Source organism: Rhodococcus sp. RDE2 (assembly GCF_020885655.1).
GTDB classification, from domain to species: Bacteria; Actinomycetota; Actinomycetes; order Mycobacteriales; family Mycobacteriaceae; genus Rhodococcus; species Rhodococcus pyridinivorans.
Window position 1 is genome coordinate 960,208 of record NZ_AP025186.1, and the last position, 26,559, is coordinate 986,766.

Sequence of the window (26,559 nt, forward strand, 5' to 3'; positions counted from 1 at the left end):
GTGACCCGGCCGGACCCCGCGGATCCGTTCGGGACCGCGGCGTTACGCGAAGGGATCATCGCGGCCTGGTCGTCGTCGCCCACCCGTCTGCGCGAGGACGCGGCCACCGAGGCCGATCACGTCCGTGCGGGGTACCGCGACCGCGTCCTGACCGAGCTCGCCCAGAACGCCGCCGACGCCGCGGCACGTGCCGGTGTGCCGGGTGAGTTGCGGGTGTGGTTCGCCGAAGGCCGTCTCCACGTCGCGAACATCGGTGAGCCGCTCGACGAGGGCGGTGTCCACGCGCTGACCGCGCTGCGCTCGTCGAACAAGACCGGCGCGGGATCCACCGTGGGGCGGTTCGGTGTCGGCTTCACGGCGGTGCTGTCGGTCTCCGACGACATCGAGGTGCGTTCGCGCACCGGTTCGCTCCACTTCTCGGCCGACCGCACCCGCGCGGTGCTCGCCGAGCGGAACCTGCCCGAGCCGGAATCCGGTGTCCCGGCGCTGCGCCTCGTGTGGCCGACGGAGACACCGCCGGCGACCGGCAGCGACACCGAAGTCGTGCTCGTCCTACGCCCGGGAGTCGACGCGGTCGCGTTGCTCGACGCCTTCCGTTCCGAGGCCCACGACATCCTGCTCGAACTCCCGGGCCTGCACACCCTCGTCGTCGCAGACGACGAATTCACCCGTCACCGGCGCGAACTCGACAGCGGCCTATGGGAGGTGCGGATCGGCGATCGCACCTGGTGGGAGTTCACCGGAGCGTCGGCGCGATGGCTGGTGCCCGTCGTCGACGGGCGGATCGACCCGGTCCGCAACGACGTCCTGCGGGCCCCCACCCGCTCCGACGAGGAGCTGTCGCTCCCTGCGATCGTCGTCGCCGACGTCGCCATGCAACCCGACCGGCGGCGTGTGCTTCCCGGCGCCCATGTCGAGAACGTCGCCCGCGGATACGCGCGGTTCGTCGCGGCTCTGCCCGCCGAGCAGCGACTCGACCTGGTGCCCCTGCCGGGTTTCGCGCGCAGCGAGGTCGACGGACGGATCCGCGAGGCGATCCTCGACGAGCTGGCTGCCGGCGCGTGGCTTCCCGCCGCCGACGGCAGCGCCGATCTGGTGCCCGACCGGGCCGTCGCACTCCCCGGTCTCACCGACGAGCTCGCCGACGTCCTCGGCGAGGTCGTCCCGGGACTCGTGATCCCCGAGTTGTGCGGGCCGCGACATGCCTCCGCGCTGACCGCCGTCGGCGTGCATCGGCTCGGTCTCGCGCGACTGGCCGAACTGCTCTCCGGGCACGAACGCGATCCGAAGTGGTGGAACCGCCTGTACGAGGCGCTCACTCCGCTCGTTGTCGACGCGGTCGCAGCCGAGGAACTCGCGTCCCTTCCCGTTCCGCTGTCGGACGGCCGGACCGTGACCGGCCCGCGCACGGCCGTGCTCGCGACGCAACTGCAGGATCTCGGCCCGGTGTCGATGCCGTGGGTGCGTCTCGTCCATCCCGACGCCGCGCATCCGCTGCTCGCCCGGCTCGGAGCCGGCACCGTGACGGTCGAGGACCTGCTCGCCGACCCGGCGCTCGTCGCGGCCGTCGAGGACACCGATCCCGACGACATCGACCCGGACGGCGACTTCCCGGCCGGTGAGCTCGCCGACGTCGTGCTGCGGCTGGTGCCGCTCGTGTCGCCCACGGCCGTGCCCCGCGAACTCGGGGCGCTGCTGTTGCCCGACGCCCACGGCGACCTCGTCCCCGCCGACGAACTGCTGCTTCCCGGTGCACCGCTCGCAGAAGTGCTGGTCGCGGACGCGCCCTTCGGCACCGTCGACCCGTCCGTCCCCGACCGGTACGGCGCCGACGCCCTGCGCGCGATCGGTGTGGGCTGGGGTTTCACGGTCCTGCGCGCGGAACTGCCGACCGGACCCGACCACGACCTGCCCGACGAGCACCTGTGGTGGGAGCGGCTCGACGACGATCCCGAGGTGCTCGTCGCCGTGCGCGACCTCGATCTCGTCGACGATCGCCGCTGGTCGCGGGCATTGACCCTGCTGGCCGCCGAACCTGCGACGGCCGAGGCGATCACCGACCCCGCCGGATACACGGCGTGGTACCTGCGCACCCGCGCGTCGCTCGACGGCCGGCCTCTGGGGCACTACCGATTCGCCGACGACACCCTCTTCGAGGGTCTGCTCGACCCCTGCACCCACCCCGACGCATCGGCCTTCCGCAGCGCCCTCGCCGGTACGCGGATCGACGACACCGATCTGGCACAAACACTGCTCGACCGGCTCGCGGACGACAGCAGGTCGCCGGGACCGGCCGCGATCGTCGCCGCCCACGACGCGCTCGCAGCGGCCTTCTCGTCGGGTGGTCTCGACCCGGAGTCGGTGACCCTGCCCGACGGGGTGCGCAGCCTGGTGGGTGTCGTCGTCGATGCAGCCGACGCTCTCGTGCCCGACCGTCCGTGGTTCGCGGCCGCGATCCCGCACGACCGGCTCGTCACCGGGGGCCGGGGAACCGCCCACGCGCTCGCGGACGTGCTCGACATCGCCGTGGCATCCGCGGTGATCGACGCCGAACCTGTCGAGCAGGGCCGGAGTTCGACGTGGGAGCGCGAACCGGCCGCGGTCCTGGCCGGGATCGTCGCGGGTGTGCCGCTTCCGCGCGGGGTGCTCGCGCTGCACGACCGACTCGTCGTCCGCTGCTCCGGAGCGCTGACCGGTGAGGTCGAGGTCCCGTGGTGGGTCGACGCGGCCGGCACCGTCCACAGCACACCGGCCGGTCTGGCGGCGGCACTCACCGCGTTCGCGGCTCCGGACGTGAGAACCGAACCGTGACGCTCGATGCCGCGGTGCTCGACTGGATGGTGTCGATCCGTGAGCCGGGGCTGACCACCGCCGTGACCGCACTCACCCACACGGGCGGGGGAGTCGCCACGACCCTGATCGCCGCGGTGACGACGCTGCTGCTGGTGCGGGCCGATCGTCTGTCCGACGCCGTCCTCGTCGCCGGAGCGGTCCTCACGGGCTGGCCGGTGATGGTCCTGCTCAAGAATCTGTTCGGCCGCGTCCGGCCACCGGAACCCGAACGGCTGCTGGCCCTGCACACCGAATCGTTCCCGTCCGGACATGCGATGACCAGCGCCGTTCTGGCCACGGTGCTCATCGCGGTCGTCGTGCGCACATGGCCGCGGGGCGATCGCCGCCGGACCGCCGCGACGATCGCGCTCGCCGCCTACACCGTCGTGATCGGGCTCTCCCGCGTCTACCTCGCGGCGCACTGGTTCACCGATGTCGTCGCGGGCTGGATCTTCGGGATCACATGGGCACTGCTGTGGGTGTGGTTGATCACTCGGGTGCGGATCCGTCGCTGACACCGCTGCGGGCGTGTCGCGGACGGCTGTGGGCGAGGGTCAGTCCAGCCCCACCTGGGCACCCCGGTCGCCGCGCCGGGCGGCCCGGCGCTGCAGCAGGAAGAGCGCAGTTCCCAGCAGCCCCACCACGATTCCCGCCACGCAGACCGGGAGCACATCGTCCCGGAGCTCGCCGCCCACCACCGCCACGACGACGGTCGCCACCACCCACAGACCGGTTCCCACGGCGAGCGCGGGGCGAGGGTCGGCGAGGCGTCGGATGCGGGCTGCGACGAGCTGGGCGGGTTCCACGGTTTGCAGATTAGTTCCTTCGCGCTGCAATAATCGGTTCCCGTTGCGACGCCCCGTACTCGACGAGCGGATTTGTGGACATGGCCGTAGGCACCGACTCCAAGCGAACGTCCTTTCTGGACACCTATTTCAAGATCACGGAACGCGGTTCCACCGTGTCCCGGGAGGTGCGTGGCGGCATCGTCACGTTCTTCGCGATGTCGTACATCGTGGTCCTCAACCCGCTGATCCTCGGTAGCTTCTCCGCCGACGACGCGAGCGCGAAGGTCGACGTGATGGGCAACATCCTGCCCATCAACCAGGTCGCCGCCGTCACCGCGCTGGTCGCCGGCTTCATGAGCATCGTCTTCGGTGTGGTCGCCAACTATCCGTTCGCCATCGCCGCCGGCCTCGGCATCAACAGCCTGCTCGCGGTGACCATCGCGCCGCAGGTCACCTGGCCCGAAGCGATGGGCCTGGTCGTCATCGACGGCATCATCATCGTCGTGCTGGCCCTGACCGGTTTCCGCACCGCGGTCTTCAACGCGATCCCGGCAGAACTCAAGGCCGCCATCGCCGCCGGTATCGGCGCCTTCATCGCCATGATCGGCCTCGTCGACGCCGGCTTCGTCCGCCGCATCCCCGACGCCGCCGGCACCACCGTGCCCGTCGGCCTGGGCATCGACGGATCGATCGCGTCGTGGCCGACCTTCGTCTTCGTCATCGGCGTGCTGCTGATGGGTGTGCTCGTCGCCCGCAAGGTGCGCGGCGGACTGCTGATCGGCATCGTCGCCACCACGATCCTGTCGATGATCATCGAGGCCATCGCCGACGTCGGCCCCTCGCTGGGCACCAACCCCAAGGGCTGGAACCTCAGCACCCCCGAGGCCCCCGACTCCTTCTTCGGCATCCCGAACCTGAGCCTCGTCGGCAACGTCGACCTGTTCGGCGCGTTCACCCGCATCGGCGTGATCGCCGCGACCCTGCTCGTGTTCACCCTCGTCCTTGCGAACTTCTTCGACGCCATGGGCACCATGACCGGCCTCGGCAAGGAAGCCGGCCTGGCCGACAAGAACGGCACCCTGCCCGGTATCGGCAAGGCCCTCGTCGTCGAGGGCACCGGCGCCATCGTCGGTGGCGGCGCCTCCGCCTCGTCGAACACGGTGTTCGTCGAATCGGCCTCGGGTATCGCGGAAGGAGCCCGCACCGGCCTGGCCAACGTGGTCACCGGCGTGCTGTTCCTGCTCGCGATGTTCCTGACCCCGCTGTACGAGGTGGTCCCCATCGAGGCGGCCTCCCCGGCACTCGTGGTCGTCGGCGCCCTGATGATCGGTCAGGTCCGCGACATCGACTTCACCAAGTTCGAGATCGCCCTGCCGGCCTTCCTGACCATCATGGTCATGCCGTTCACCTACTCGATCGCCAACGGCATCGGCGTCGGCTTCATCACCTGGGTGATCCTGCACGCCGCCAGCGGCAAGATCCGCACCATCCACCCGCTGATGTGGATCGTCGCAGTGCTGTTCGCCCTGTACTTCTCGGTCGATCCCCTCACGGAACTGCTCACCTAGACGGCCGACGCGTGTTTCGGGCGATGTGACGTATTCTGCACGCCATGATCTCGGATACACGCGCACTCGCCGGTGACCTCTCACTCGCCGTAGTGCGTCTGACGCGTCATTTGCGGGGGAGACGCAGCGATTCCCGAGTTTCCCTGACCCAGATCTCGGCGATGGCCACCCTCGCGCAGGAGGGTGCGATGACCCCGGGGGCACTGGCAGCGCGCGAACGCGTCCAACCACCCTCGATGACCAGGGTCATCGCGTCTCTGCACGAACTCGGTCTCGTCGAACGGACACCGCACCCGACCGACGGACGACAGATCATCGTGACGCTGTCCGACGCCGGGAGCGAGCTGCTCGCCGACGAGGCGCAGGCACGCGAAGCGTGGCTGACCGAACGGCTCGAGAAGCTCGATCCCGACTCGCTCGCCACGCTGCGCGACGCCGTCGGAATCCTCACGGCGCTCGTCGCTGAAGACGACTGACCGCCCCGCGGTCGATCACGACCGACCGCACCGCGGTGGTGACGACCGACCGCACCGCGGTGGTGACGCCCGACCGCACTGCGGTCGATGACGACCGACCCGGTGCGGGAGGACGTGGGGGCGCTGGGAGAATGACCCGGTGGTTCACGTCATCGACATCGACGATCCTTCCGACCCCCGGGTGGACGACTTCCGCGATCTCAACTCCGCGGACCGTCGGCCCGACCTTCCCGGCGGCAAGGGGTTGGTGATCGCGGAGGGTGTGCTGGTGGTCCAACGCATGCTCGACTCCCGGTTCGCGCCGACGAGCCTGCTCGGAGTGGGTCGGCGGCTGGACGAACTCGCCGACGACCTGCGCGACGTCGACGTGCCGTTCTACCGCACCGATGCGGCGACCATGGCGGAGGTCGTCGGCTTCCACCTCAACCGCGGGGTGCTCGCCGTCGCGCACCGGCCCGAACCGCTGTCGCTCGACGACGTCCTCGACAAGGCGAGCACGGTCGCAGTGCTCGAAGGGGTCAACGACCACGAGAACATCGGCTCGATGTTCCGCAACGCCGCCGGGCTCGGTGTCGACGGTGTGCTCTTCGGGAAGGGATGCGCCGACCCTCTGTACCGGCGTGCGGTGCGTGTGTCGATGGGGCACGTCCTCCGTGTCCCCTTCGCGCACGTCGACCGGTGGCCGTCCGACCTGGATCTGTTGCGCAGCAGTGGCTTCCAGCTGATCTCGCTGACCCCGGACCCGCAGGCGATCCCGCTCGCCGAAGCGATGACGGGGGAGAAGGTCGCGCTGCTCCTCGGTGCCGAGGGCCCGGGCCTGACCGAGCATGCGATGCGGGCGACCGACGTGCGCGCCCGCATTCCCATGGCTCCCGGCACCGATTCGCTGAACGTGGCCACCGCTGCTGCGATGGCGTTCTACGAGCGGGTGCGGCTCCCGCGATGAGCCAGGCTCGCGGCCCCGCGCCCACCCCCTGGGCGACGGGGCTCACACTGACGGCATTCTCCTTCGTCGCCACCGTCATCACCGTCGTCGCCTGCGGGCAGGCGCTCGGACGGATCCATCCGGCCCTCGCCGTCGTCGTCAATGTCGTGACGGTCGCGGGAGTTGCGCCGACCGTGTGGTCGTGGCTCCGGGTGCAGGTACTGCGCTGGCTTGCCGCCGGTTTCGTGGCCGGTGTGCCGTTCGGCTGGCTCGCGCTGATCGTGTCCTGACCGTCCCTGCGGAGCATTCCTCCCGCGGCAGGCATTCCGCAGAACGTCTCCGAAGCGCACACTCGGAAATGTCGGGTGGGCCGAAAGGAGCATCATGTCCCACGGTGCGCATGCCGAACAAGAGCACATGACGATCGGTCAGGGTCTGGCAGCCGGGATGTCGGTGGGAGCCGCCATCATCCTGACCTTGATCGGCGCGCTGCAGATCCTCCAGGGGATCGCTGCGGTCGCCGGCGACGAGTTGCTCGTCGCCGGGCCGGAATACACGTTCGCGTTCGACCTCACGACGTGGGGATGGATCCACATCGTCATCGGGGTCGCGATGGCGGTGGTGGGAATCGCATTGATCGCCGGTGCGACCTGGGCGCGCGTGGTGGCGATCGTCATCGCCGCACTGTCGATCGTGGCGAATTTCCTGTGGCTACCGAACTATCCGGGCTGGGCGATCCTGATCATCGCGCTCGACGTGATGGTGATCTGGGCGATCTCGGCGTGGAACCCCCGAGCGATCTACTCCTGAACGACCCGGTCGTGCGCCGGGCGCACGATCAGCGAAAACAGGTGTCCTTCACTCGTGATGGGCGTATGGTTTATGCGTTCCTTCCGGACGGGAGGGACGGAGGTCGTCATGGCTTGTAGAGACACCCGCCGACGCCGGAGTCGGACAGATGCCACGATTCGATCCGGTGTCGACGAGCGGATGAGCCGTGACTGGTGGTGGTGCCGGCAGCGGCACGCCGCAGGGGGAAACAGGATTCGAGATCTTCAATTTCCGGGCGGTTTCGCGGGCATCGTTCCGTCCCCCGGTCCGGCCGAGGAGGTTCGGCTATGGATTCATTCTGGGACTACGTGTGGTACACAGTCGTCGTATTCGCATTCGTGGCATACCTGATCGTCCTGTTCCAAATCATCGTCGACCTCTTCCGTGATCACTCCGTGTCCGGCTGGGTCAAAGCGGTGTGGGTCATCGGACTGGTGATCCTCCCGTACCTCACGGCACTGGTCTATCTGATCGCTCGGGGCCGCGGGATGGCACTGCGGGCGCAGCAGGCCCAAGCGGAGGCGAAGCAGGCCACCGACGAGTACATCCGGACCGTGGCGGTCGGGAAATCCCCGGCCCAGCAGATCGCCGACGCCAAGGCCCTGCTCGATTCGGGTGCGATCACACCCACGGAGTACGAACACCTCAAGGCGCAGGCGCTCGGCAACGTCACGACCGGACGCGACGGCGTGCCCATCGCGTGAACCATCGGTGCGGGGAGGGCATCGAAGAACGGTGCCCTCCCATGGTCGGCTCGTGCGATCGTCGTGTCGCGTCGGGGCAGCCGGCGGTTGAAAATGTAAGGGTGACAGCGTAACCCGCAGCACCCTTGTTCCTCCGAATCGGATCGTGACCGCTCCTCGCGAGGGTCGGTGCACGATCGATGTCTCCTTCGTACACGAGAGGATCGTCATGTCGCATGACGTACGTCCCGACAGAGACGGGATGAGTGTGAAACAGGGCATCGCCGCAGGCACCTCGATCGGGGCCGCGATCATCCTGGCAACGGTCGGCGTCGTCCAGCTCTTCCAGGGCATCGCTGCGGTGGCCGAGGACGAAGTGTTCGTCCGGGGCGTGGAATACACGTTCAAGTTCGACTTCACCACGTGGGGATGGATCCACATCGTCCTCGGTGTCGTGATGCTGGTCGCCGGTCTCGCGTTGATGAGCGGTGCCACCTGGGCCCGTGTCACGGCGATCGTCCTCGCGGCGTTGTCGATCATCGCGAACTTCCTGTGGTTGCCGTACTACCCGTGGTGGTCGATCCTGATCATCGCGCTGGACGCGGTCGTGATCTGGGCGATCTCGACCTGGAACCCGCGCCCCGACTACTACTGACGCGACCGTGCAGGAAGACGGCCGCAGCGTCCGGGGCGATCCGGTCGCGAACGTCGCGGCCGATGACCCCCGATCGCGGACACGACGGAAAGCGCTGCACCTCACACTTCCCGGGTGTTGGGGTGCAGTGCTTTTCGCGTGCCTGTCCTTCACGCCGTCGCTGCTCCCGCGCGGCGGTCTCCTGCAGGGGATGATCTGCGGGATCACCGCTGCGATCGGATACGGTCTCGGTGTGCTCGTCGCGTTCGTGTGGCGTGCGTTCGCCGACCGTCCTCCTCGACCTCCGAAGGCGACGTCGTGGTGGACCTTCGGTGTCTGCGCGGTGGTCCTCTTCGCGGTCTTCTTCGGTCTCGGTCAGTACTGGCAGCACGAGATCCGTACTCTGATGGGGGTTTCCGAGTACAACCTGGCGCTTGCGGTCCTCTCCCCGCTCGTCGCGGTCGTGATGTTCGCTGTGCTGCTGGCGATCGGACACGGTATCCGCGCTCTGTACCACTGGGCGGCACGGACACTCGACCGGTGGATCGGGCAGCGGGCCGCGAACGTCGTGGGGTGGGTTCTCGTCGCGGGACTCGTGTACGCGATCGTCTCCGGAGTGCTCCTCGCCGGCTTCATCGACGCCGCCAACGCGGCGTTCTCGGCGCGGGACACGAGAACCGAGGAAGGTGTGCAGCAACCGACGACTGCACTCCGCTCCGGTGGACCGGATTCGGTCGTTCCGTGGGATTCTCTCGGGTGGCAGGGTCGGATCTTCGTCGGGCAGGGCCCGACCACCGAGCAACTCGGCGAGTTCGCGGAAGGTCCTGCTCTGGAACCGATCCGGATCTACGCCGGCCTGGCATCGGCGGACGACACCGAGGATCGCGCGTCCCTCGCGGTCGAGGACCTCACCCGGGCAGGAGGATTCGAGCGGAGCAACCTGGTGGTGGTGACGACGACGGGGAGCGGCTGGGTGGACCCGGCCCTGGTGGACTCCGTCGAGTACCTCACCGGTGGCGACGTCGCGACGGTCGCGATCCAGTACTCCTATCTGCCCTCGTGGATCTCGTATCTCGTCGATCAGTCGAAGGCGCGGGAGGCCGGACGCGACCTGTTCGACGCGGTCTACGACGTCTGGTCGAAGCTTCCCCAGGACGCCCGCCCCCGACTGCTCGTGGCTGGGGAGAGCCTCGGTTCGTTCGGCGGGGAGACCGCCTTCAGCGGCGAGTACGACCTGCGCAATCGCACGTCGGGTACGGTCTTCGCCGGACCTCCGAATTTCAACGTCCTCTTCCGGGAGTTCAGCGATCGCAGGGAGGCCGGCAGCCCCGAGATCGAACCGGTCTTCCGGGACGGCCGCACGGTGCGGTTCACGAACGACCCGCAGGCGGAGATCCCGCCGGCGGACGAGCCGTGGGAGGGCAGCCGGGTGCTGTATCTGATGCACCCGTCGGATCCGATCGTCTGGTGGAGTCCGCGCCTGATCACGAGCGAGCCGGACTGGATCGGCGAAGCCCCCGGCCATGACGTGCTCGAGGACATGGTGTGGATCCCGTTCGTGACCTTCTGGCAGGTCACGGCCGATCTGCCCTTCTCCACGGGCGTCCCTGCCGGGCACGGCCACAAGTACAGCACCGAGTACGTCGACGCCTGGGCCGTCGTCCTGCAGTCCCCGGAGATCACGCCCGACGACATCGAAGAACTGAAATCCATTGTCGGAGCAGAGGAGTGACGAGTCCGACCGGGAGCGTCGCTCGACGGCACGTCAGTGCGCGGCGAGTCGCCGCCACCAGGAGGTCTTCGGTGCGGGGACGGAGATCTGTGGGACGGGGGTGCGCAGCGTGAAACTCCACGTCTCGATGTTCCGCGGGTCGAGCTCGTCGTCGCGACGGCCGACGTAGCGGAATCCGAGCCACGCCCCGTGGGCCTCCTCGACGAGCTTGCGTGGGTGGAAGGGCAGGGACTCCGGGGGAGGGGGCACGTTCGGCGGCCAGCGGAGCGGATGCTCACCCGCCCAGAACGGGCGCTCCCACACGAACGGGAGTCCCTGATCCTCGAAGAACTCGACGGTGTTCGCCCCGAAGCTGCGGCGCAGCGTGCCGCACTCCCACACGGCGAACGATCCCCACGCGCCGGCCGGATCGGAGGCCAGCAGGCACGTGCGTTCGGCGGCGGGCGTGCGCAACCACATCGCGGGTAGCTCCGAGGGGTGGCGCAGCGCGAACCGGGGGCTCGACACCACCGTCACACCGGGATAACTGCCGATCCGGAATTGTTCGACGCCGTCGTCCTCGCAGGCATCCCCGGCCTCGGCCAGCGGAACCCGGCCGCCGGGATCGACCTGGAGATCCGGGAACAGGCGCGACAGAAGTGCCTGGGCCGCATCGCGATCCGGGGAGAACTCGCGCAGGACCGCTGCGGGATCGGGTGCGTCGACGTACCAGAGCGTCGACACCGTCGCCGACATCGTCGACGACTTCCTCAGACGCGTCCGTTACTGCGCACACCGAGCAGCACGTCGTCCCACGAGGGGAGTGCCGGCTTGCCGCGCTTGTCCTTCGCGGGAGCCTGCGACGTGCGCGATGCGTCGGTGTCGTCGGGCACCGTGACGGCGACGGCGGTCTCCTCGTCGGCGACCGGCTCGGGGGCCGGTTCGTCGGCGGCGGGGGCCTCCAGCGCGATCGGGGCGTGCCGCTCGGCGTTCTCCGCCTCGGTGGAATCGTCGACGTCGCGCGCGGAGTAGACCGGGGTCAGGTAGCGCAGGGGGCGACCGCAGTCGGGATCGACGAGATCGGCGGCGATGTCGTCGAGCGCGGTGATCGTGCCGCCGTGAGCGTCGGGCTGGTACCGCCAGTGGGCGCGGTTCGTGGAACGACCCGCGTGCCACCGCAGCTGTGCGACCCAGAAGCCCTCGTCGTCGCGCCAGGCGTCCCACTCGGCCTCGTCGAGGCTGTGCCCGCGAGCGCGGAAGGCCTGCGTGACGATCTCGTGGAGGGTCTCGACGGCGGGACCGTCGGGGCGGACGGGATGGCCCTTCTTGGCCATGTCGGCCGCCCGGGACCGCTCGAGCAGGACGGGATAGGCGAACCGTTCGACCTTGGCGACCGGGATGCCGGCCTCGTCGGCCACCTGTTCGACCGAGGCGCCGCCGCGGATGCGGGCCTGGATCTCGCGAGGACGGAGCTGGCTGGTCGTCTCGATCTGGATCTGGCCGAGACGGGCCAGATCGCCGCGAGCGGCCGCGCGCAGGGTGTCGTCGACGGGAATGCGGAACTTGTCCCCCGTCGTGGGATCGGCGAGCACCACATGCTTAGCATCGGGCTCGAGACCGACCACTCGAAGCTCTCGCACCTTGACCTCCTCGCGCCGATCGCGATTGACCCGCCCGACTGTAACCGACCTGGATATTTTTCGTGGCCGGACACGCCGCGCCACGCCGAGCGACATCGCAAGAAATCCGACGCGGCGCGTTATCGTCCAGGGTTCGCCGAAATGTCTCGATGCGAGGTCGAGACTATGACGACAGCGGGGCCGGATCCGACATCGGACCCGGCCCCGCTGTGCGGCGTGCTCAGAGCTGGGAGACGACCCAGTCGATGCTCTTGGTCAGCTGCGTGACGTCCTCGGGATCGATGGCCGGGAACATGCCGATACGCAGCTGGTTGCGGCCGAGCTTGCGGTACGGCTCGGTGTCGACGATGCCGTTGGCCCGCAGGATCTTCGCGACCTGCGCCGCATCGACGGAGTCGGCGAAGTCGACGGTGCCGACGACCTGCGAACGCAGCGACGGATCGGCGACGAACGGCGTCGCGTACTCGGAGGCCTCGGCCCACTCGTACAGGCGCGAGGACGAATCCTTCGTGCGCGCGACGGCCCAGTCGAGACCGCCGTTGCCATTGAGCCACTCGATCTGATTGGCGAACATCAGCAGGGTGGCCAGCGCCGGGGTGTTGTAGGTCTGGTCCTTGCTGCTGTTGTCGACGGCGATCGGCAGCGACAGGAACTCGGGGGTGAAGCGACCCGACTCCTTGATCTCGGCGACACGCTCGAGCGCGGCCGGGCTCATCAGCGCGATCCACAGGCCACCGTCGGCGGCGAAGCTCTTCTGCGGGGCGAAGTAGTACACGTCGACGTCGGAGATGTTCACCGGCAGGCCGCCGGCGCCCGAGGTCGCGTCGATCGCGATCAGAGCGTTGTCGGAACCGGCAGGACGCTGGACGGGAACCGCGACACCCGTCGAGGTCTCGTTGTGCGCCCAGCCGATGAGGTCGGCCGACGCGTCGGCGACGATCTCCGGAGCCGAGCCCGGCTCCGAACCCACGACGATCGGGTCGCCGATGAACGGGTTCTTCTTCGCGACCGTCGCGAACTTCGACGAGAACTCGCCGTAGGTGAAGTGCTGCGAACGCTCCCGGATCAGACCGAAGGCCGCGGCGTCCCAGAAGGCGGTGGTGCCACCGTTGCCGAGGACGACCTCGTAGCCCTCGGGCAGGGAGAACAGGTCGCGCAGACCCGAGCGGACACGGGCGACGACGTCCTTGACCGGCTTCTGCCGGTGGCTGGTGCCGAACACCGAAGCGCCGACGTCGACCAGCGACTGCAGCTGCTCGGGACGAACCTTGGACGGGCCGCAGCCGAAGCGGCCGTCTGCGGGCTTGAGGTCGGCGGGAATGATCGGTGACGCGTCTGCCATCGGAATGCGTGTCCTAAGAGTCGAGGGACATGGTGCACAGGTAGTCTAGACCGCCCCCTCGGAGCCCCCGCCGGGCGCTGGTCGGCCCGGCAGGGGAAGAGGCATCAGCGATGCGTGATCGAATCCCAGCCCGTGACCTCGGAGGCAGGGCGCGGATCGGGGCCGGTGTAGATCGCTGCGGGACGCACGAGCTTGCCCAGGCGCTTCTGTTCGAGGATGTGGGCGCACCAGCCTGCGGTCCGTCCGCAGGTGAACATCGCGGGCATCATCGCCGCGGGGACTTCCGCGAAATCGAGGATCACCGCGGCCCAGAACTCGACGTTGGTCTCGATCGCCCGGTCGGGACGACGCTCGCGCAGCTCGGCCAGGGCGGCCTGTTCGAGCGCGGCCGCCGCCTCGAAACGGGGAGCGTCGAGCCGCTGGGCGGTGCTGCGCAGCACCCGGGCGCGGGGGTCCTCGGCGCGGTAGACGCGGTGACCGAAGCCCATGAGCTTCTCCTTGCGGTCGAGGATGCCCTTGACCAGCCCGCGCGGATCGCCGGTGCGTTCGGTCTCCTCGATCATCGGCAGCACGCGGGCCGGGGCACCGCCGTGCAGCGGGCCGGACATCGCGCCGACCGCGCCGGAGAGCGAGGCGGCCGCGTCCGCGCCGGTCGAGGCGATGACCCGGGCGGTGAACGTCGAGGCGTTCATGCCGTGCTCGGCCGCCGACACCCAGTAGGCGTCGATCGCCTCGACGTGCTTGGGATCCGGGTCGCCCTTCCAGCGGACCATGAAGCGCTCGGTGACAGTGCTCGCCTCGTCGATGCGCTGCTGCGGCACGGCGGGCTGGTAGATGCCGCGGGCGGACTGGGCGACATAGGACAGGGCCATCACCGCGGCGCGGGCGAGATTGTCGCGGGCGGTCGCGTCGTCGATGTCGAGCAGCGGACGGAAGCCCCAGATGGGTGCGAGCATCGCGAGACCGGCTTGGACGTCGACGCGCACGTCGCCGGTGTGGATCGGGAGGGGGAACGGCTCGGCCGGGTGCAGGCCGCGACCGAACTCGCCGTCGACGAGCAGTGCCCACACGTCGCCGAAGGTGACGCCCTTCTCGACGAGCTCTTCGATGTCGACCCCGCGATAGCGCAGTGCGCCACCGTCCTTGTCGGGCTCGGCGATGTCGCTCGTAAAGGCGACCACGCCTTCGAGTCCTGCGACGAAATCCTCGGGAACTGACGCGCTCGCTGCCATGACGGTTGGGCTCTCCTCGTTCGAGCACGGCCCGGTCCGAGCCGCGCTGCCGGTGGAATGAGGTCACCGTCGGGTGTGATCGGCGCCCCACTCGGGTCGTCGTCAAAACTGTAGCTCCCGTGGTCCGAGCGTCGACGCCCGGATGCCGGGAGTACCGTCGTCGTTCGTGCCGTCCGATTTCCCGTTGCCGCGCCCCGAGGGTGACGACCTCGCGCGTATGCGTGTCGACTACAGCCCGGCCGGGCCGACCGACGAGTCCCCGGCCGACCGCGATCTCACCCCCGGCGATGTCGCCGAGGGCTGGCTTCCGCTGGTGCGCACGTGGTTTGCGAACGCGGTCGCCACCACGGTGCCCGAGCCGAATGCGATGGTGCTCGCGACCGTCGACGAGCACGGCCACCCCGCGACCCGCACCGTGCTGTGCAAGAAGATCGACGCCGACGGCCTGACCTTCTTCACCAACTTCGAGTCCGACAAGGGCCGTCATCTGGCCGGGCACCCCTACGCGTCGGCGACCTTCCTGTGGCTGCCGGTCTACCGGCAGGTGACCGTCCGCGGGCCGGTCGTGCGCGTGCCCGACGAGGAGACCCTGGCGTACTGGCGGACTCGGCCGCGCGGATCCCGCCTGGGCGCGTGGGCGTCGCAGCAGTCGCGTCCGGTGGCGGAGCGCGCCGATCTCGAGCACGCCCTCGTCGAGGCCGCCGAGCGCTACGAGGTCGACGACGACATCCCGGTACCGCCGTTCTGGGGCGGATTCCGCATCGTGCCCGAGTCGGTCGAGTTCTGGCAGGGCCGGCCCAACCGGTTGCACAACCGGATCCGGACCCGGCTGGTGGACGGTCGCTGGATCACCGAGCGTCTGCAACCGTGAGGCGTCTGCTCGCCGACACCACACCGCTGCGCAACAAGGACTACGCCCGGCTGTGGTGGGCCGGGATCGTCACCGTCATCGGTGCGCAGATGGCGGTCGTCGCCGTACCCCAGCAGATCTACGAGATCACCCGCAACTCCGCCTATGTGGGGCTGACCGGCGTGTTCGGGCTCGTGCCGCTCGTGGTGTTCGGCCTGTGGGGTGGAGCCCTGGCCGATGCGATGGACCGCCGGAAACTGCTGATCGTCACCTCCACCGGTCTCGGTCTCACGTCGCTGTTGTTGTGGGCGCAGGCCGCGATCGGATTGAACAACGTGTGGGTGCTGCTCTGTCTCTTCTCGGTGCAGCAGGCGTTCTTCGCCGTCAACCAGCCCACCCGTGCGGCGGTGATCCCGCGGCTGTTGCCGGTCGGGCAGATCGCGGCGGCCACCTCGCTGAACATGACGGTCGTGCAGTTCGGGGCGATCGCCGGTCCGTTGTTCGCCGGCGCTCTCATTCCCGTCGTGGGACTGTCCACTCTCTATCTGCTCGATGCGATCTTCCTGCTCGCCACGCTGTGGGCGGTGGTCCGGCTCCCGGCGATCCCGCCGCTCGGTGAGGTCACCAAGGCCGGACTGCGCGCGGTCTTCGACGGTTTCCGATATCTGTCGGGCCAGAAGATCCTGCTGGCGTCGTTCGTCGTCGACATCGTCGCCATGGTGTTCGGGATGCCGCGCGCCCTGTTCCCGCAGATCGCCCACGAGTCGTTCGGCGATCCGGCCCAGGGCGGCTTCGCCCTCGGTCTGCTGTTCGCGGCGATGTCGGTCGGCGCGGTGGTCGGCGGTGTCTTCTCCGGATGGCTGCCGCGGGTGCAGCGCCAGGGTCTCGCCGTGATCGTGTGCATCGTCCTGTGGGGCGTGGCGATGGTCGGTTTCGGCGCCGCGGTGTGGTGGGCCGAACCCGAGGGCAGCGGTCTGCTGCTGTGGGTCGCCCTGTTCTTCCTGGCGTTCGGCGGGGCGGTCGACATGGTGTCCGCGGCCTTCCGCTCGACGATGCTGCAGACCGTCGCCACCGACGAGATGCGCGGCCGGTTGCAGGGCGTGTTCATCGTCGTCGTCGCGGGCGGGCCGCGTATCGGCGACGTGCTCCACGGTGCCGCTGCAGCGGCTGCGGGCACGGCCGTCGCGGCTGCCGGGGGAGGCGTCCTCGTGATCGTCGGCACGCTCGTGTGCGTCGTCGCCTTCCCGGCCTTCGTGCGCTACCGGGTCTCACGCACACTCGGGTGACGGGCCTGCGGGGTCGTCCGGCAGGGGAGCCCGCAACTCCGTGACGGCGATGCGCGCGGCCTCACCGATCGCCGCGTCGACGACGGGCAGTACGGGATCCGCGCGGGCGGCGCGGGTGAACACCGCGACGGCGATCGGATACTCGCCGGGGAACTCGACGACCGCCACCTCGTTGCGGATGATGCCGATCGTGCCGGTCTTGCCCGCGATCGCGACCCCGCGATGCGGGAAGCCCGACGCGATGCGATGCGGCCAGACCTGCGCGCGCATCACCTGCTGCGCGAAGTCGGTGCTCTCGGGCGAGAGCACCGAGCCCGACCACACGGCTTCGAGCAGTCGGGTCATCTCCTGCGGGGTGGTCGCGCTCGTATAGGCCGGGTCGTACGCCGAGACGGTCCAGGCCGCGTCGATGTCGGTGAGCGCCCGGAACGCCTCGACGGTGGTGCGGGTGTCCGTCTCTTCGACGAGGCGTTGATAGACGTCCGCCGTGCCACCGATGATCCGGGTCCGTGTGAGTCCGAGGCGCGCGAGGAGTTCCTCGACGGCGGTCGTGCCGATCTCGCCGAGCAGCACGTCGGCTGCCGCGTTGTCGGACACCGTCATCATCGACGCGGCCACGTCGCGTCGGCTCATCGTCACCGGATCCCGGAAGCTCGCGATCCCCGTCGGTCCGGGGGTGCAGTCCGACGGCACGATCCGCAGCTGCCCGGATGCGTCGAGCCGGCCGGCGTCCACCTCTGCACAGAACGCGAGGAACAGCGGAAGCTTGTACACCGACGCGAGCACCACGCGTTCGTCCCCGCGCACCGACAGCATCGCCGCACGCGGATCCGAACATCGGCGGGCGTGCAGCCATCCCGTGCACCCCGCATCCGCGAAGACCGCCCGGATCCGGTCGACCGCCGTGTCTCGCCGATCCCCGCCGGTCATCGGACCCGTTCCTTGAACAGGACGCGGTCGAGGGCGTCGACGTGCGCACCGACGTCGGCGTCGGCGCGTCGCACGATGCGCACCCGCAGCGCCAGCGCGGACGGAGCCCAGTCCAGCCAGGCCACGCCGGGCACCGAGCCGGGCGGTGAGGTCGACACCCCGAAGTGGGTACCGGCGGCCACGGCGGCGAGTACCGCACGGTCGTCCACCGCCGGGGTGGTGTCGACATCGAGTCCGCGTTCGCGCAACAGATCCTGCACCGCGTCGAAGGCCGCCGGGTTCCCCGTCCGCGGCGCCGCGGCGAACGTCAGGTCGGAGAGCATCGGCAGACGGGGCCGGTCGGAACGGGCGCTGCGGTGGTCGGCCGGCACGACGAGCCATCGCCGGAGTTTGACCACCGGGCCGGCGTCGAGTCCTTCGGTCAGGGCCGGATGTTCGACGACGGCGAGATCGCACATGCCCGAGCGCACGGCGTCGACGAGTTCGACGGTGCTCGCGGATCGTGTCGAGACGGTCGCTTCACCGCGTCTGCTCAATGCGGTGACGCACAGGGTGACCAGGCGGTCGGGCAGTGCGCGGGTGGCGCCCCAGTGCAGGAGACCCCGGGCGCGAGCGACGCGTCCGGCCTCGGCGAGGAAACGGTCGGCGTCGTCGACGAGGAGACGAGCGCGGGGGAGCAGTTCGGCTCCGGCAGGAGTGAGGACCGCTCCCTGCCTGGTGCGATGCACGAGTTCGGAACCGAGATGCTGCTCGAGTTTCCGAAGTCCTTGTGACAGAGGAGGTTGCGTCATGTCGAGCGCCGCCGCGGCCCGCCCGAAGTGTCCTTCCTCCGCGACGGTGACGAAGAACCGGAGATGGCGGATCAGGTCCATGGCAGGGGATTCAATCAGCACCGGCGGACGATTCGTCGACCCGCCGTGTCGCGCGGCCGGATCCCGCTCGTCGTCCCGGCCGCCAACAGCGGCGATAGTTTTTCCGACTCGTGCGGACGGCAGGTGGGTATTGGCGGGCCGATTCCCGTCGGTGGTGTCCTGTCGGCATGACACCCACCGAATCCATTGTCCGGAACGGATTGTCGCGCAGGGGTTTTCTCCACTCCGCTCTCGCCCTGTCGTCCGTCACCGCCGCGGCGGCCTGTGGGTCGCAGGACGGTCCGGTCGACACGATCCCGTCGACGACGGCCGAGTCGGCCACCGATACCCGGCTGCTCGCCGCCGGTGTCGACGAGCGCCTGAAGGAGATCGAGGACCGCTATGCCGTGAGGCTCGGTGTGGTCGCGCAGTCGCCGGTGACCGGGCGCGTCCACACCCACCGGGCCGACGAGCGGTTCGCGATCTGTTCTCCGTTCAAGGTCTACGCCGCCGCCGCGATCCTGCGCCTCGAGGCCGAGGGAACCCTCCGGCTCGACGAGACCCTTCCGATCGACCCGGACGACATCGTCGTCAATTCGCCGGTGACCTCGGAACATCAGGGGCGCGTGCTGCCGCTCGACCGGCTGTGCGAGGCCGCGCTCACCCGCAGTGACAACACCGCCGGAAACCTGATGCTGCAACGGATCGGTGGGCCCGACGCTGTCACCGCCTTCGCCCGTTCCGTCGGGGACGGGACCACCCGGCTCGACCGCTGGGAACCCGAACTCAACGAGGCGGCACGGGGCGACCAGCGTGACACCACCACCGCTGCCGGACTGTCCCGTGGCTTCGGCGAGGTGCTGCTCGGTTCGGGGCTGCCCGCTCCGCAACAGCGGACACTGCTCGGCTGGATGCGGGCGACCACCACTTCGGACACCAGGATCCGCGGGGGATTGCCGTCGGGATGGACGTCGGCGGACAAGACGGGCGGGGGCAATCACGGGACGGTGAACGACGCCGGGGTGGTGTGGTCGCCGGACGGGCAGCCGCTGTTGCTGGTGATCCTGTCGGACTCGACCACCGGTGACCCCGACGCTCCCCTCGAGGGCGGGCCCGTCGCGGAGACCACCGCCGCGCTGGTCGATGCGCTCTTCGCCGTGCCGTGAGTACAGTGGCCGGCGTGGGGCGCCGGATACGCGCAGATCCCCGCGTAACGACCTTGGTGAGACCCGGGTAGTATTGCCGCAGGTTATCGGCGTGTGCCGGCCTTGCGGCGCAGTCGCGGAGGGTGCGGGCGAGCGTTCGGAACCCACATGGACGACATACCGATCGGGGACTTTCGGCGGACCCTGCCGCAGCGCATACCCCGCGCTACGGCTAGGTTCTACGTGAATGTCCGGAAGTTTCTCGTAGGTCTGAGCTTGAGAGGGATCCTTCGTGCCCGCTGAGAATGACACCAACCCCACCCTCAGCTACCCCGGTGGCGAACACACGATGTCGATCGCCAAGGCGACGGAAGGCAATGACGGTATCGAGCTGGGCAAGCTCCTCGCGGCGACCGGGTACACCACCCTCGACCCGGGTTTCGTCAACACCGCCTCCACGAAGTCGGCGATCACGTACATCGACGGCGAGAAGGGCATTCTGCGGTACCGCGGATACCCGATCGAGCAGCTCGCCGAGAAGTCGACGTTCATCGAGGTCAGCTACCTGCTGATCTACGGTGAGCTGCCGACCGCGGAGCAGCTCGAGGTCTTCACCGACAAGATCCGCCGCCACACCCTCCTGCACGAGGATCTCAAGCGGTTCTTCGACGGCTTCCCGCGCAACGCGCACCCGATGCCGGTCGTGTCGAGCGCGGTCAACGCCCTGTCGGCGTACTACCCCGACTCCCTCGATCCGGACGACTCCGAGCAGGTCGAGCTGTCGACGATCCGTCTGCTCGCCAAGCTGCCGACCATCGCGGCCTACGCCTACAAGAAGTCGGTCGGCCAGCCCTTCCTCTACCCCGACAACTCGCTGTCGCTGGTCGAGAACTTCCTGCGCATGACCTTCGGCTTCCCGGCCGAGCCCTACGAGATCGATCCCGAAATCGCTCAGGCGCTCGACATGCTGCTCATCCTGCACGCCGATCACGAGCAGAACTGCTCGACGTCGACGGTGCGCCTCGTCGGTTCCTCCGACGCCAACCTCTTCACGTCCATCTCGGGCGGCATCAACGCACTGTGGGGCCCGCTGCACGGCGGCGCCAACCAGGCCGTGCTCGAGATGCTCGACGGCATCCAGAAGTCCGACGGCGACGTCAAGGACTTCGTCCGCAAGGTCAAGAACAAGGAAGACGGCGTGAAGCTCATGGGCTTCGGGCACCGCGTCTACCGCAACTACGACCCGCGGGCCGCGATCGTCAAGAAGACCGCCGACCGCATCCTCAAGAAGCTCGGTGCGGGCGACGAACTGCTCGAGATCGCCATGAAGCTCGAAGAGGCCGCCCTCACGGACGACTACTTCATCGAGCGCAAGCTGTACCCGAACGTCGACTTCTACACGGGCCTGATCTACCGTGCGATGGGCTTCCCGGACCGCATGTTCACCGTGCTGTTCGCCCTGGGTCGCCTGCCCGGCTGGATCGCGCACTGGCGTGAGATGCACTCGGACCCGACCCTGAAGATCGGCCGTCCGCGTCAGATCTACACCGGTTACACCGAGCGCCCGTACACGTCCCTCGAGGAGCGCTGAACCTCGTAGCGACCGGAAAGATCGACCGAATCCCGACGAGGAGACACGCATGACAAAGCCCGAAATCGAGTTCCAGGAGGGCCCCGCCCCCACCCAGTTGGTCATCAAGGACCTGGTGGTCGGCGAAGGTGCCGAAGCGGAGCCCGGATCGAAGGTCGAAGTCCACTACGTCGGGGTCGAGTTCGATACCGGTGAAGAGTTCGACTCGTCGTGGAGCCGTGGTGAGTCCATCACCTTCCCGCTGTCCGGTCTGATCGCCGGTTGGCAGGAGGGCATCCCGGGCATGAAGGTCGGCGGCCGTCGCCAGCTGACCATCCCGCCGGAGCTCGCCTACGGTCCCGCCGGATCGGGCCACCGCCTGTCGGGCAAGACGCTGGTGTTCATCATCGACCTGCTCGCCGTGCAGGTGCCGCCGGAGGTTCCGACGGTCGAGCCGGCAACCGGCCCGGCGCCCGCCGATCTCGTCATCGAGGACATCACCATCGGTGACGGCGACGAAGCGCAGCCCGGCGGCGTGGTCGACGTGCACTACCACGGGGTCGAGTACGACACCAACGACGTGTTCGACTCGTCGTTCGCTCGTGGCGACTCCGTCCGCTTCCCGCTCGGACGCCTGATCCCGGGCTGGCAGGAAGGCATTCCGGGCATGCGCGTCGGTGGACGTCGCAAGCTCACGGTGCCCCCGCAGCTCGCGTACGGACCGGCCGGTTCCGGGCATCCGCTCGGAGGCAAGACGCTGGTCTTCGTGATCGATCTGCTCGGCGTCGGATAACCCGACCCGCAACGACATTCGAGGCCCGCAACACCGGTGAGACCGCCGGGGTTGCGGGCCTCGTCGTCGTTCGGTGCCCGGCCGGCTCAGTTGCGGGACGCCCCGAGCATCGACAACGCGAGGTCGACGTAGTTGCGGGCCAGATCGTCGACGCCCACACGGCCGGGCCGGTACCAGCGGGCGACGTCGATCCCCAGCGACAGGATCGCCAGGGCTGCGGTGGGTACGTCGCCGACCCGGAACGCGCCGCTGTCGACGCCCGAGGAGATGACCTCCCGGACCACGGCGTCGGTGCGTCTGCGGATCTCCGCGATCTCGCGGTAGTGCTCCTCCGAGAGCGCATGCAGTTCGTACTGCGCCACCCGGCAGGTGGTGTGGTGCACGGCGTGGATCCGCACGAAGCGATCGACGATGGCGCGGATCCGCTCGATCGGGTCGGTGGAACTCGAAGCGGCGCTCTCGACCTCCTCGAGGACGTGGAGGTGCCCGTTGCGGCCGGCCTCGAAGAGCACGGCCTCCTTGGACGGGAAGTGCACGTAGAGCGCCGCGGGACTCAATCCTGCGCCGACGGAGATGTCGCGGGTCGTGGTCGCGTGGTAGCCGCGGCGTGCGAAGGACTCCACCGCGGACGCGACCAGCCGACGTGCGACCTCGGATCCACCGCCTGGGAGCGCTGCGGCGAGAGAGGCGTCGGGGGTCTGCTCGGGTGTGTCGGTCACGGGGTCCGTCCTGCGGGTCGCGGAGAAGGCGTCGTTGACATCATGCACCGTCGTTGGTCTACTGAGTGAGCGCTTAGTTCGTTCCTGCTGAGTTCGTTCCTGCTGCGGCCGATATCCGAGTCGCCCGAAAGGATCCTCGATGCCCTCTCCCGTACTGTCCCGCCGCGACCTGGACTTCCTCCTGTACGACTGGCTCGACATCGAGTCCCTCACCGCGCGGAGTCGGTTCGCCGAGCACTCCCGGGAGACCTTCGACGCCGTGCTCGACCTGAGCGCCGACATCGCCACGAAGCACTTCGCGACCCACAACAAGAAGGGCGACGCCCAGGAACCCCGCATCGGCGAGGACGGTCGCGTCGAGATCATCCCCGAGGTCAAGGACGCGCTCGACCTGTTCTGCAAGGCGGGACTCCTCGCCGGCGGGTTCGACGAGGAGCACGGCGGCATGCAACTGCCGGTCACCGTGCAGCGCGCATCGATGGCATGGTTCCAGGCCGCGAACGCCGGCACCTCGGCCTATCCCTTCCTCACCGCCGCCAACGCGAGCCTGCTGGTCACCCACGGCAGCGACGAGCAGATCGAGACGTTCGTGCCGCCGATGCTCGAGGGCCGCTTCTTCGGCACCATGTGCCTGTCCGAACCGCAGGCCGGTTCGTCGCTCGCCGACATCACCACGAGGGCCGTGCCCGCCGCGGACGGCACCTACCGGCTGACCGGCACCAAGATGTGGATCTCCGGCGGCGACCACGAACTCACCGAGAACATCGTCCACCTCGTCCTCGCCAAGATCCCCGGCGGGCCGGACGGGGTGAAGGGCATCTCGCTGTTCATCGTCCCGAAGTTCCTCGTCGAGGCCGACGGCACGCTCGGCGAACGCAACGACGTCGCCCTCGTCGGCCTCAACCACAAGATGGGCAACCGCGGCACCACCAACACCCTGCTCAACTTCGGCGAGGGCGTCCACACCCCCGGCGGCGAGGCCGGGGCGGTCGGCTACCTGCTCGGTGAGCCGCACAAGGGCCTGTCGTACATGTTCCACATGATGAACGAGGCCCGGATCGGCGTCGGCTTCCTCGCCACCTCCCTCGGCTACGCCGGGTACCTGCAGTCGCTCGACTACGCCCGTACCCGCGCGCAGGGCCGGCCGCTCGGCGCGAAGGATCCGGCCTCGCCGCAGGTGCCGCTCGTCGAACACGCCGATGTGCGCCGAATGCTGTTGGCGCAGAAGTCCTATGTCGAAGGCGCGCTCGCGCTGGGACTGTACTGCTCGAAGCTCGTCGACGTGCAGCGCACCGCCGAGAGCGACGACGAACGGACCCGCGCCGGTCTGCTGCTGGACCTGCTCACCCCCATCGCGAAGTCCTGGCCGTCGCAGTGGTGCCTCGAGGCCAACAGCCTCGCCATCCAGGTGCTCGGCGGCTACGGCTACACCCGCGAGTTCGACGTCGAGCAGTTCTACCGCGACAACCGCCTCAATCCCATTCACGAAGGCACGCACGGTATCCAGGGTCTCGACCTGCTCGGCCGCAAGGTGATCATGCAGGGCGGTGCCGCTCTCGCGCTGCTCGGCGAAGCGGTGGGCGAGACGATCGCGCGGGCGACTCAGGCCGGGGGCGACGCCGCCGCCTACGCCCAGCAGCTGGGTGCGGCCGTCGCTCGCGTCGCGGAGACCACCGCGACACTGTGGTCCACCGGCGATCCCGCTGTGGCCCTCGCCAACTCGTCGGTCTACCTCGAAGCCGTCGGGCACGTCGTGGTGGCGTGGATGTGGCTCGAACAGCTCCTCGCCGTGGGCGACCGCGAGGGCGACTTCTTCGACGGGAAGCGCGCCGCCGCACGCTATTTCTTCCGTTTCGAATTGCCCAGGACCGGACCGCAGTTCGATCTGCTCGCAAGCCTCGACCGCACGACCCTCGACGTGTCACCGTCGGTTCTGTAGCGACACATTCCAGGTGACCGTCAACGACCCGCCGACCGGTAGCGCATGCCACCGGTCGGCGTGGTCGTCGAAGGTGTCGACGATCCGGTCGACCACCGGGGTGACATCGTGTGCGGACACATATGCCGGAAGGCTCTGCGCCAGACCGCGTCGCACCTCCCAGACGGGAACGGCGATGCGCGCCAATTCCTCCGACCTGATCATGTCGGCCTCCGCGCGCGGCGGCATTGCATGCTTCTTCGCCTTGCGGCGTCGGCCCGCGCGGGTGCGTTCCGCGTTGTCGGCGGGCCAGAACAGGCCGTTGTCGCCCGCGGCCAGCTGCCCGAAGACGCCGAGTTCGATCCCCGCCTCCTTCTCGACCAGCAGATGTACGAGGTCGTGGGGGAGATAGGGGTGACCGCCCGGGCCGTTGCGCGGAGCAAGCTCCGGACCGGTGTCGCGGTGCACCGCGATCTCGTACCCGATGCCGGGACCCTTCGTGAAGACGACGCGCATGCTCGTCACGTTAGGCCCCGCGGGCAGAGGATCGCATCCGATTTTCAGGCGGACGCGCGCTCGACGAGCAACGACAGGGCGTGACGCACCGTCTTCGCGAGCACATCCTGGGGGTCACCGTCGAAGCGCTGCTCCTCGCTGTGGGTGCCGTCCGGACCGGTCGTCGCGAAGCAGACCGTGCCCGGCGGGCGGCCGTCCTGCGGGTCCGGTCCACCGGCGCCGCTCACGGCGACGACGATGTCCGCGCCCAGGAGACGAGAGGTGCTCTCCGCCATCGTGCGGGCCGCGCTCTCGGATACGACCGGACCTTCAGGAACCTCGAGCAGGCCGTACTTGACCTCGCGCGAGTACGCGACGATGCCACCGCGGAACCAGTCGGAGCTGCCCTTCGCGGCACCCAGGCGGGCTGCGAGCGTGCCCGCGGTGAGCGACTCCGCGCAGCCGAGCGTCAGCTCCTTGTCGGAGGCGAGCTGAGCCAGCTGCTCGATCAACTCGTCGGAGGTGTCCGTCCCCTCCACCACGTCGTCATCGGCCATGCGTGTCTCCTTCCAGAGCATCGGGTCGCACCCAGCGGGTGAGCAGGGTGCCGTCGTCGTCGCACACGAGGTGCGCACGTCGCAGGGGTGTCAGAGCGGCCGTCGGCGAGTGCGCGATACGCGCGGCGTTGCCGGCGGCCAGGACCGGAGCCCAGGTCAGGCACAGTTCGTCGACGACGCCGTCCTCGATCATGCGGCCGAACAGATTCGGTCCGCCCTCGCACAGCACCCGGAACCATCCGGCCTCGCCGATCGCCGCGAGCAGAGAGGGCCCGTCGATCACCGCGTCGGCGATGACGCGGACGTCGCCTCCGGCGGCCTCGACCGCGCGCCGGGCGGCCTCGGGGGCCCGTGCGGTCGTCAAGACCACGGGCGGGATCGTCGTGTCCGTGAACAGCCGCAGGTCGGTCGGCAGGTCGCACGAGGCCGTCACCACTGCGATCGGCGGTATCGGAGCGAGTCCGGCCTCCTCGCGGCGCGCACGCAGGGCCTCGCCGGTCCGGGCGCCGCCGTAGTTCTCGGCCCGCACGGTGCCCGCGCCCACGAGGATCACGTCGGCGAGTTCGCGCAGCAGCCCGAAGACCTTCTTGTCGGCGGGCGAGCCGAGGGCGCCGGATCGTCCCTCGACCGCCACGGCTCCGTCGAGGGAGGACACGAAGTTGATCCGCATCCACGGCCGGGACAGGTCGTCGGGGTAGGCGTAGAGAGCGCGCAGCGCCGTGTCGTCCACGTGCTGCGCCGCATCGGTGCCGTCGAGTCGTCGCATGTCGCCGATCAGACCAC

At 69.1% G+C, this 26,559-nt stretch carries 27 protein-coding genes and 1 pseudogene; 17 read left to right on the forward strand and 11 right to left on the reverse strand.

Translation table 11 applies throughout. The features are described 5' to 3' along the window. Positions 1-2,811, forward strand: coding sequence for a sacsin N-terminal ATP-binding-like domain-containing protein (locus tag LPH33_RS04615; RefSeq protein WP_088897812.1), 2,811 nt, complete (start codon positions 1-3; stop codon positions 2,809-2,811). Beyond that, positions 2,808-3,347, forward strand: a complete 540-nt coding sequence (locus LPH33_RS04620; protein ID WP_088897811.1) for a phosphatase PAP2 family protein — start codon at positions 2,808-2,810, stop codon at positions 3,345-3,347. The genes LPH33_RS04615 and LPH33_RS04620 overlap by 4 nt, the downstream gene beginning before the upstream one ends. Positions 3,348-3,386: 39 nt before the next feature. Here LPH33_RS04620 and LPH33_RS04625 read toward each other — a convergent pair whose 3' ends face one another. After that, positions 3,387-3,638, reverse strand: coding sequence for a DUF2530 domain-containing protein (locus LPH33_RS04625; protein ID WP_016691319.1), 252 nt, complete (start codon positions 3,636-3,638; stop codon positions 3,387-3,389). Between the two features lie 80 nt (positions 3,639-3,718). Between LPH33_RS04625 and LPH33_RS04630 the strand changes: the two genes are divergently transcribed. The 8 genes from LPH33_RS04630 to LPH33_RS04665 all read left to right on the forward strand — a co-directional run bounded on the left by LPH33_RS04630 (position 3,719) and on the right by LPH33_RS04665 (position 10,469). Further along, entirely contained in the window at positions 3,719-5,188 is a 1,470-nt protein-coding gene (locus tag LPH33_RS04630) for an NCS2 family permease (RefSeq protein WP_016691320.1), read from the forward strand. Between the two features lie 44 nt (positions 5,189-5,232). Then, positions 5,233-5,664, forward strand: a complete 432-nt coding sequence (locus LPH33_RS04635; RefSeq protein WP_085469263.1) for a MarR family winged helix-turn-helix transcriptional regulator — start codon at positions 5,233-5,235, stop codon at positions 5,662-5,664. Positions 5,665-5,803: 139 nt separating this feature from the next. Continuing rightward, on the forward strand, positions 5,804-6,610 hold the full coding sequence (locus tag LPH33_RS04640) for a TrmH family RNA methyltransferase (RefSeq protein WP_160873795.1): 807 nt from the start codon (positions 5,804-5,806) through the stop codon (positions 6,608-6,610). After that, complete coding sequence (locus tag LPH33_RS04645; protein ID WP_059381800.1) at positions 6,607-6,879, forward strand: DUF2537 domain-containing protein; 273 nt, start codon at positions 6,607-6,609, stop codon at positions 6,877-6,879. The genes LPH33_RS04640 and LPH33_RS04645 overlap by 4 nt, the downstream gene beginning before the upstream one ends. A 94-nt stretch (positions 6,880-6,973) precedes the next feature. Next, positions 6,974-7,399 carry a DUF7144 family membrane protein gene (locus LPH33_RS04650; RefSeq protein WP_059381799.1) on the forward strand — a complete coding sequence of 142 codons (426 nt, stop codon included), beginning with the start codon at positions 6,974-6,976 and terminating at the stop codon, positions 7,397-7,399. Between the two features lie 308 nt (positions 7,400-7,707). Beyond that, positions 7,708-8,124 (forward strand): SHOCT domain-containing protein, encoded by a 417-nt coding sequence (locus LPH33_RS04655; protein ID WP_059381798.1) that lies wholly within the window; start codon positions 7,708-7,710, stop codon positions 8,122-8,124. 208 nt (positions 8,125-8,332) lie between these two features. Continuing rightward, positions 8,333-8,758 (forward strand): DUF7144 family membrane protein, encoded by a 426-nt coding sequence (locus LPH33_RS04660; RefSeq protein WP_059381851.1) that lies wholly within the window; start codon positions 8,333-8,335, stop codon positions 8,756-8,758. 127 nt (positions 8,759-8,885) lie between these two features. Continuing rightward, a complete protein-coding gene (locus LPH33_RS04665) occupies positions 8,886-10,469 on the forward strand; it encodes an alpha/beta hydrolase (RefSeq protein WP_160873796.1) in 1,584 nt (527 codons plus the stop codon). A 33-nt stretch (positions 10,470-10,502) separates the two neighbouring features. On the opposite strand, the gene LPH33_RS04670 is transcribed toward LPH33_RS04665, so the two are convergent. The 4 genes from LPH33_RS04670 to LPH33_RS04685 all read right to left on the reverse strand — a co-directional run bounded on the left by LPH33_RS04670 (position 10,503) and on the right by LPH33_RS04685 (position 14,662). Beyond that, entirely contained in the window at positions 10,503-11,204 is a 702-nt protein-coding gene (locus LPH33_RS04670; protein ID WP_229567281.1) for a DUF6928 family protein, read from the reverse strand. A gap of 14 nt (positions 11,205-11,218) precedes the next feature. After that, entirely contained in the window at positions 11,219-12,088 is an 870-nt protein-coding gene (gene sepH, locus LPH33_RS04675; protein ID WP_186455329.1) for a septation protein SepH, read from the reverse strand. A gap of 220 nt (positions 12,089-12,308) precedes the next feature. After that, positions 12,309-13,430, reverse strand: coding sequence for a phosphoserine transaminase (serC, locus tag LPH33_RS04680; protein ID WP_060651998.1), 1,122 nt, complete (start codon positions 13,428-13,430; stop codon positions 12,309-12,311). A 104-nt stretch (positions 13,431-13,534) separates the two neighbouring features. After that, positions 13,535-14,662 (reverse strand): citrate synthase 2, encoded by a 1,128-nt coding sequence (locus LPH33_RS04685; protein ID WP_059381794.1) that lies wholly within the window; start codon positions 14,660-14,662, stop codon positions 13,535-13,537. Between the two features lie 184 nt (positions 14,663-14,846). Between LPH33_RS04685 and pdxH the strand changes: the two genes are divergently transcribed. After that, positions 14,847-15,533 (forward strand): pyridoxamine 5'-phosphate oxidase, encoded by a 687-nt coding sequence (gene pdxH / locus LPH33_RS04690; protein WP_202399395.1) that lies wholly within the window; start codon positions 14,847-14,849, stop codon positions 15,531-15,533. Beyond that, entirely contained in the window at positions 15,530-16,798 is a 1,269-nt protein-coding gene (locus tag LPH33_RS04695; RefSeq protein ID WP_088897806.1) for an MFS transporter, read from the forward strand. The genes pdxH and LPH33_RS04695 overlap by 4 nt, the downstream gene beginning before the upstream one ends. Here LPH33_RS04695 and LPH33_RS04700 read toward each other — a convergent pair. Together LPH33_RS04700 and LPH33_RS04705 are read right to left on the reverse strand one after the other, a co-directional pair. Then, positions 16,781-17,728 carry a serine hydrolase gene (locus tag LPH33_RS04700; RefSeq protein WP_016694478.1) on the reverse strand — a complete coding sequence of 316 codons (948 nt, stop codon included), beginning with the start codon at positions 17,726-17,728 and terminating at the stop codon, positions 16,781-16,783. The two genes, LPH33_RS04695 and LPH33_RS04700, sit on opposite strands and share 18 nt — an antisense overlap. Continuing rightward, on the reverse strand, positions 17,725-18,600 hold the full coding sequence (locus LPH33_RS04705) for a LysR family transcriptional regulator (protein ID WP_106200561.1): 876 nt from the start codon (positions 18,598-18,600) through the stop codon (positions 17,725-17,727). Before LPH33_RS04705 ends, LPH33_RS04700 begins: the two co-directional genes overlap by 4 nt. Before the next feature lie 167 nt (positions 18,601-18,767). Here LPH33_RS04705 and bla point away from each other — a divergent pair, with 167 nt between their 5' ends. The 4 genes and pseudogenes from bla to LPH33_RS04725 all read left to right on the forward strand — a co-directional run bounded on the left by bla (position 18,768) and on the right by LPH33_RS04725 (position 22,087). Further along, positions 18,768-19,745 carry a class A beta-lactamase gene (gene bla / locus LPH33_RS04710; RefSeq protein WP_229567284.1) on the forward strand — a complete coding sequence of 326 codons (978 nt, stop codon included), beginning with the start codon at positions 18,768-18,770 and terminating at the stop codon, positions 19,743-19,745. Positions 19,746-20,016: 271 nt separating this feature from the next. Next, positions 20,017-21,315: a citrate synthase gene (locus tag LPH33_RS04715; RefSeq protein ID WP_016694482.1), complete on the forward strand. Its 1,299-nt coding sequence runs from the start codon at positions 20,017-20,019 to the stop codon at positions 21,313-21,315. A 49-nt stretch (positions 21,316-21,364) separates the two neighbouring features. Further along, positions 21,365-21,715 (forward strand): annotated as a pseudogene (locus LPH33_RS04720) (FKBP-type peptidyl-prolyl cis-trans isomerase); the annotation flags it as partial. A gap of 6 nt (positions 21,716-21,721) precedes the next feature. Further along, positions 21,722-22,087: an FKBP-type peptidyl-prolyl cis-trans isomerase gene (locus LPH33_RS04725; RefSeq protein WP_039958015.1), complete on the forward strand. Its 366-nt coding sequence runs from the start codon at positions 21,722-21,724 to the stop codon at positions 22,085-22,087. A gap of 86 nt (positions 22,088-22,173) precedes the next feature. Here the strand turns inward: LPH33_RS04725 and LPH33_RS04730 are convergent, their stop codons facing one another. Continuing rightward, entirely contained in the window at positions 22,174-22,806 is a 633-nt protein-coding gene (locus LPH33_RS04730; protein ID WP_390889807.1) for a TetR/AcrR family transcriptional regulator, read from the reverse strand. Between the two features lie 139 nt (positions 22,807-22,945). Here LPH33_RS04730 and LPH33_RS04735 point away from each other — a divergent pair, with 139 nt between their 5' ends. Beyond that, on the forward strand, positions 22,946-24,745 hold the full coding sequence (locus LPH33_RS04735) for an acyl-CoA dehydrogenase (protein WP_016694485.1): 1,800 nt from the start codon (positions 22,946-22,948) through the stop codon (positions 24,743-24,745). On the opposite strand, the gene LPH33_RS04740 is transcribed toward LPH33_RS04735, so the two are convergent. From LPH33_RS04740 to LPH33_RS04750, 3 genes are read right to left on the reverse strand one after another with little or no spacing between them, the layout of a single operon-like run. Then, positions 24,728-25,240 carry a hypothetical protein gene (locus LPH33_RS04740; protein ID WP_186455328.1) on the reverse strand — a complete coding sequence of 171 codons (513 nt, stop codon included), beginning with the start codon at positions 25,238-25,240 and terminating at the stop codon, positions 24,728-24,730. The genes LPH33_RS04735 and LPH33_RS04740 overlap by 18 nt on opposite strands. Before the next feature lie 44 nt (positions 25,241-25,284). Next, positions 25,285-25,776 carry a CinA family protein gene (locus tag LPH33_RS04745; protein ID WP_106200558.1) on the reverse strand — a complete coding sequence of 164 codons (492 nt, stop codon included), beginning with the start codon at positions 25,774-25,776 and terminating at the stop codon, positions 25,285-25,287. Beyond that, positions 25,766-26,542 (reverse strand): pyrimidine reductase family protein, encoded by a 777-nt coding sequence (locus LPH33_RS04750; protein WP_186455327.1) that lies wholly within the window; start codon positions 26,540-26,542, stop codon positions 25,766-25,768. Before LPH33_RS04750 ends, LPH33_RS04745 begins: the two co-directional genes overlap by 11 nt. Positions 26,543-26,559: the final 17 nt, after the last annotated feature.

Excerpts from the sequence above, each read along its gene's own strand:
- LPH33_RS04750 (WP_186455327.1), bottom strand. The coding sequence starts at position 26,542 with ATGCGACGACTCGACGGCACCGATGCGGCGCAGCACGTGGACGACACG.
- LPH33_RS04740 (WP_186455328.1), bottom strand. The coding sequence starts at position 25,240 with ATGCGCGTCGTCTTCACGAAGGGTCCCGGCATCGGGTACGAGATCGCG.
- LPH33_RS04670 (WP_229567281.1), bottom strand. The coding sequence starts at position 11,204 with ATGTCGGCGACGGTGTCGACGCTCTGGTACGTCGACGCACCCGATCCC.
- LPH33_RS04735 (WP_016694485.1), top strand. The coding sequence starts at position 22,946 with ATGCCCTCTCCCGTACTGTCCCGCCGCGACCTGGACTTCCTCCTGTAC.
- LPH33_RS04630 (WP_016691320.1), top strand. The coding sequence starts at position 3,719 with ATGGCCGTAGGCACCGACTCCAAGCGAACGTCCTTTCTGGACACCTAT.
- LPH33_RS04650 (WP_059381799.1), top strand. The coding sequence starts at position 6,974 with ATGTCCCACGGTGCGCATGCCGAACAAGAGCACATGACGATCGGTCAG.
- LPH33_RS04645 (WP_059381800.1), top strand. The coding sequence starts at position 6,607 with ATGAGCCAGGCTCGCGGCCCCGCGCCCACCCCCTGGGCGACGGGGCTC.
- LPH33_RS04685 (WP_059381794.1), bottom strand. The coding sequence starts at position 14,662 with ATGGCAGCGAGCGCGTCAGTTCCCGAGGATTTCGTCGCAGGACTCGAA.
- LPH33_RS04705 (WP_106200561.1), bottom strand. The coding sequence starts at position 18,600 with ATGGACCTGATCCGCCATCTCCGGTTCTTCGTCACCGTCGCGGAGGAA.
- LPH33_RS04745 (WP_106200558.1), bottom strand. The coding sequence starts at position 25,776 with ATGGCCGATGACGACGTGGTGGAGGGGACGGACACCTCCGACGAGTTG.
- LPH33_RS04635 (WP_085469263.1), top strand. The coding sequence starts at position 5,233 with ATGATCTCGGATACACGCGCACTCGCCGGTGACCTCTCACTCGCCGTA.
- LPH33_RS04700 (WP_016694478.1), bottom strand. The coding sequence starts at position 17,728 with ATGACCGGCGGGGATCGGCGAGACACGGCGGTCGACCGGATCCGGGCG.
- LPH33_RS04655 (WP_059381798.1), top strand. The coding sequence starts at position 7,708 with ATGGATTCATTCTGGGACTACGTGTGGTACACAGTCGTCGTATTCGCA.
- LPH33_RS04660 (WP_059381851.1), top strand. The coding sequence starts at position 8,333 with ATGTCGCATGACGTACGTCCCGACAGAGACGGGATGAGTGTGAAACAG.
- bla (WP_229567284.1), top strand. The coding sequence starts at position 18,768 with ATGACACCCACCGAATCCATTGTCCGGAACGGATTGTCGCGCAGGGGT.
- serC (WP_060651998.1), bottom strand. The coding sequence starts at position 13,430 with ATGGCAGACGCGTCACCGATCATTCCCGCCGACCTCAAGCCCGCAGAC.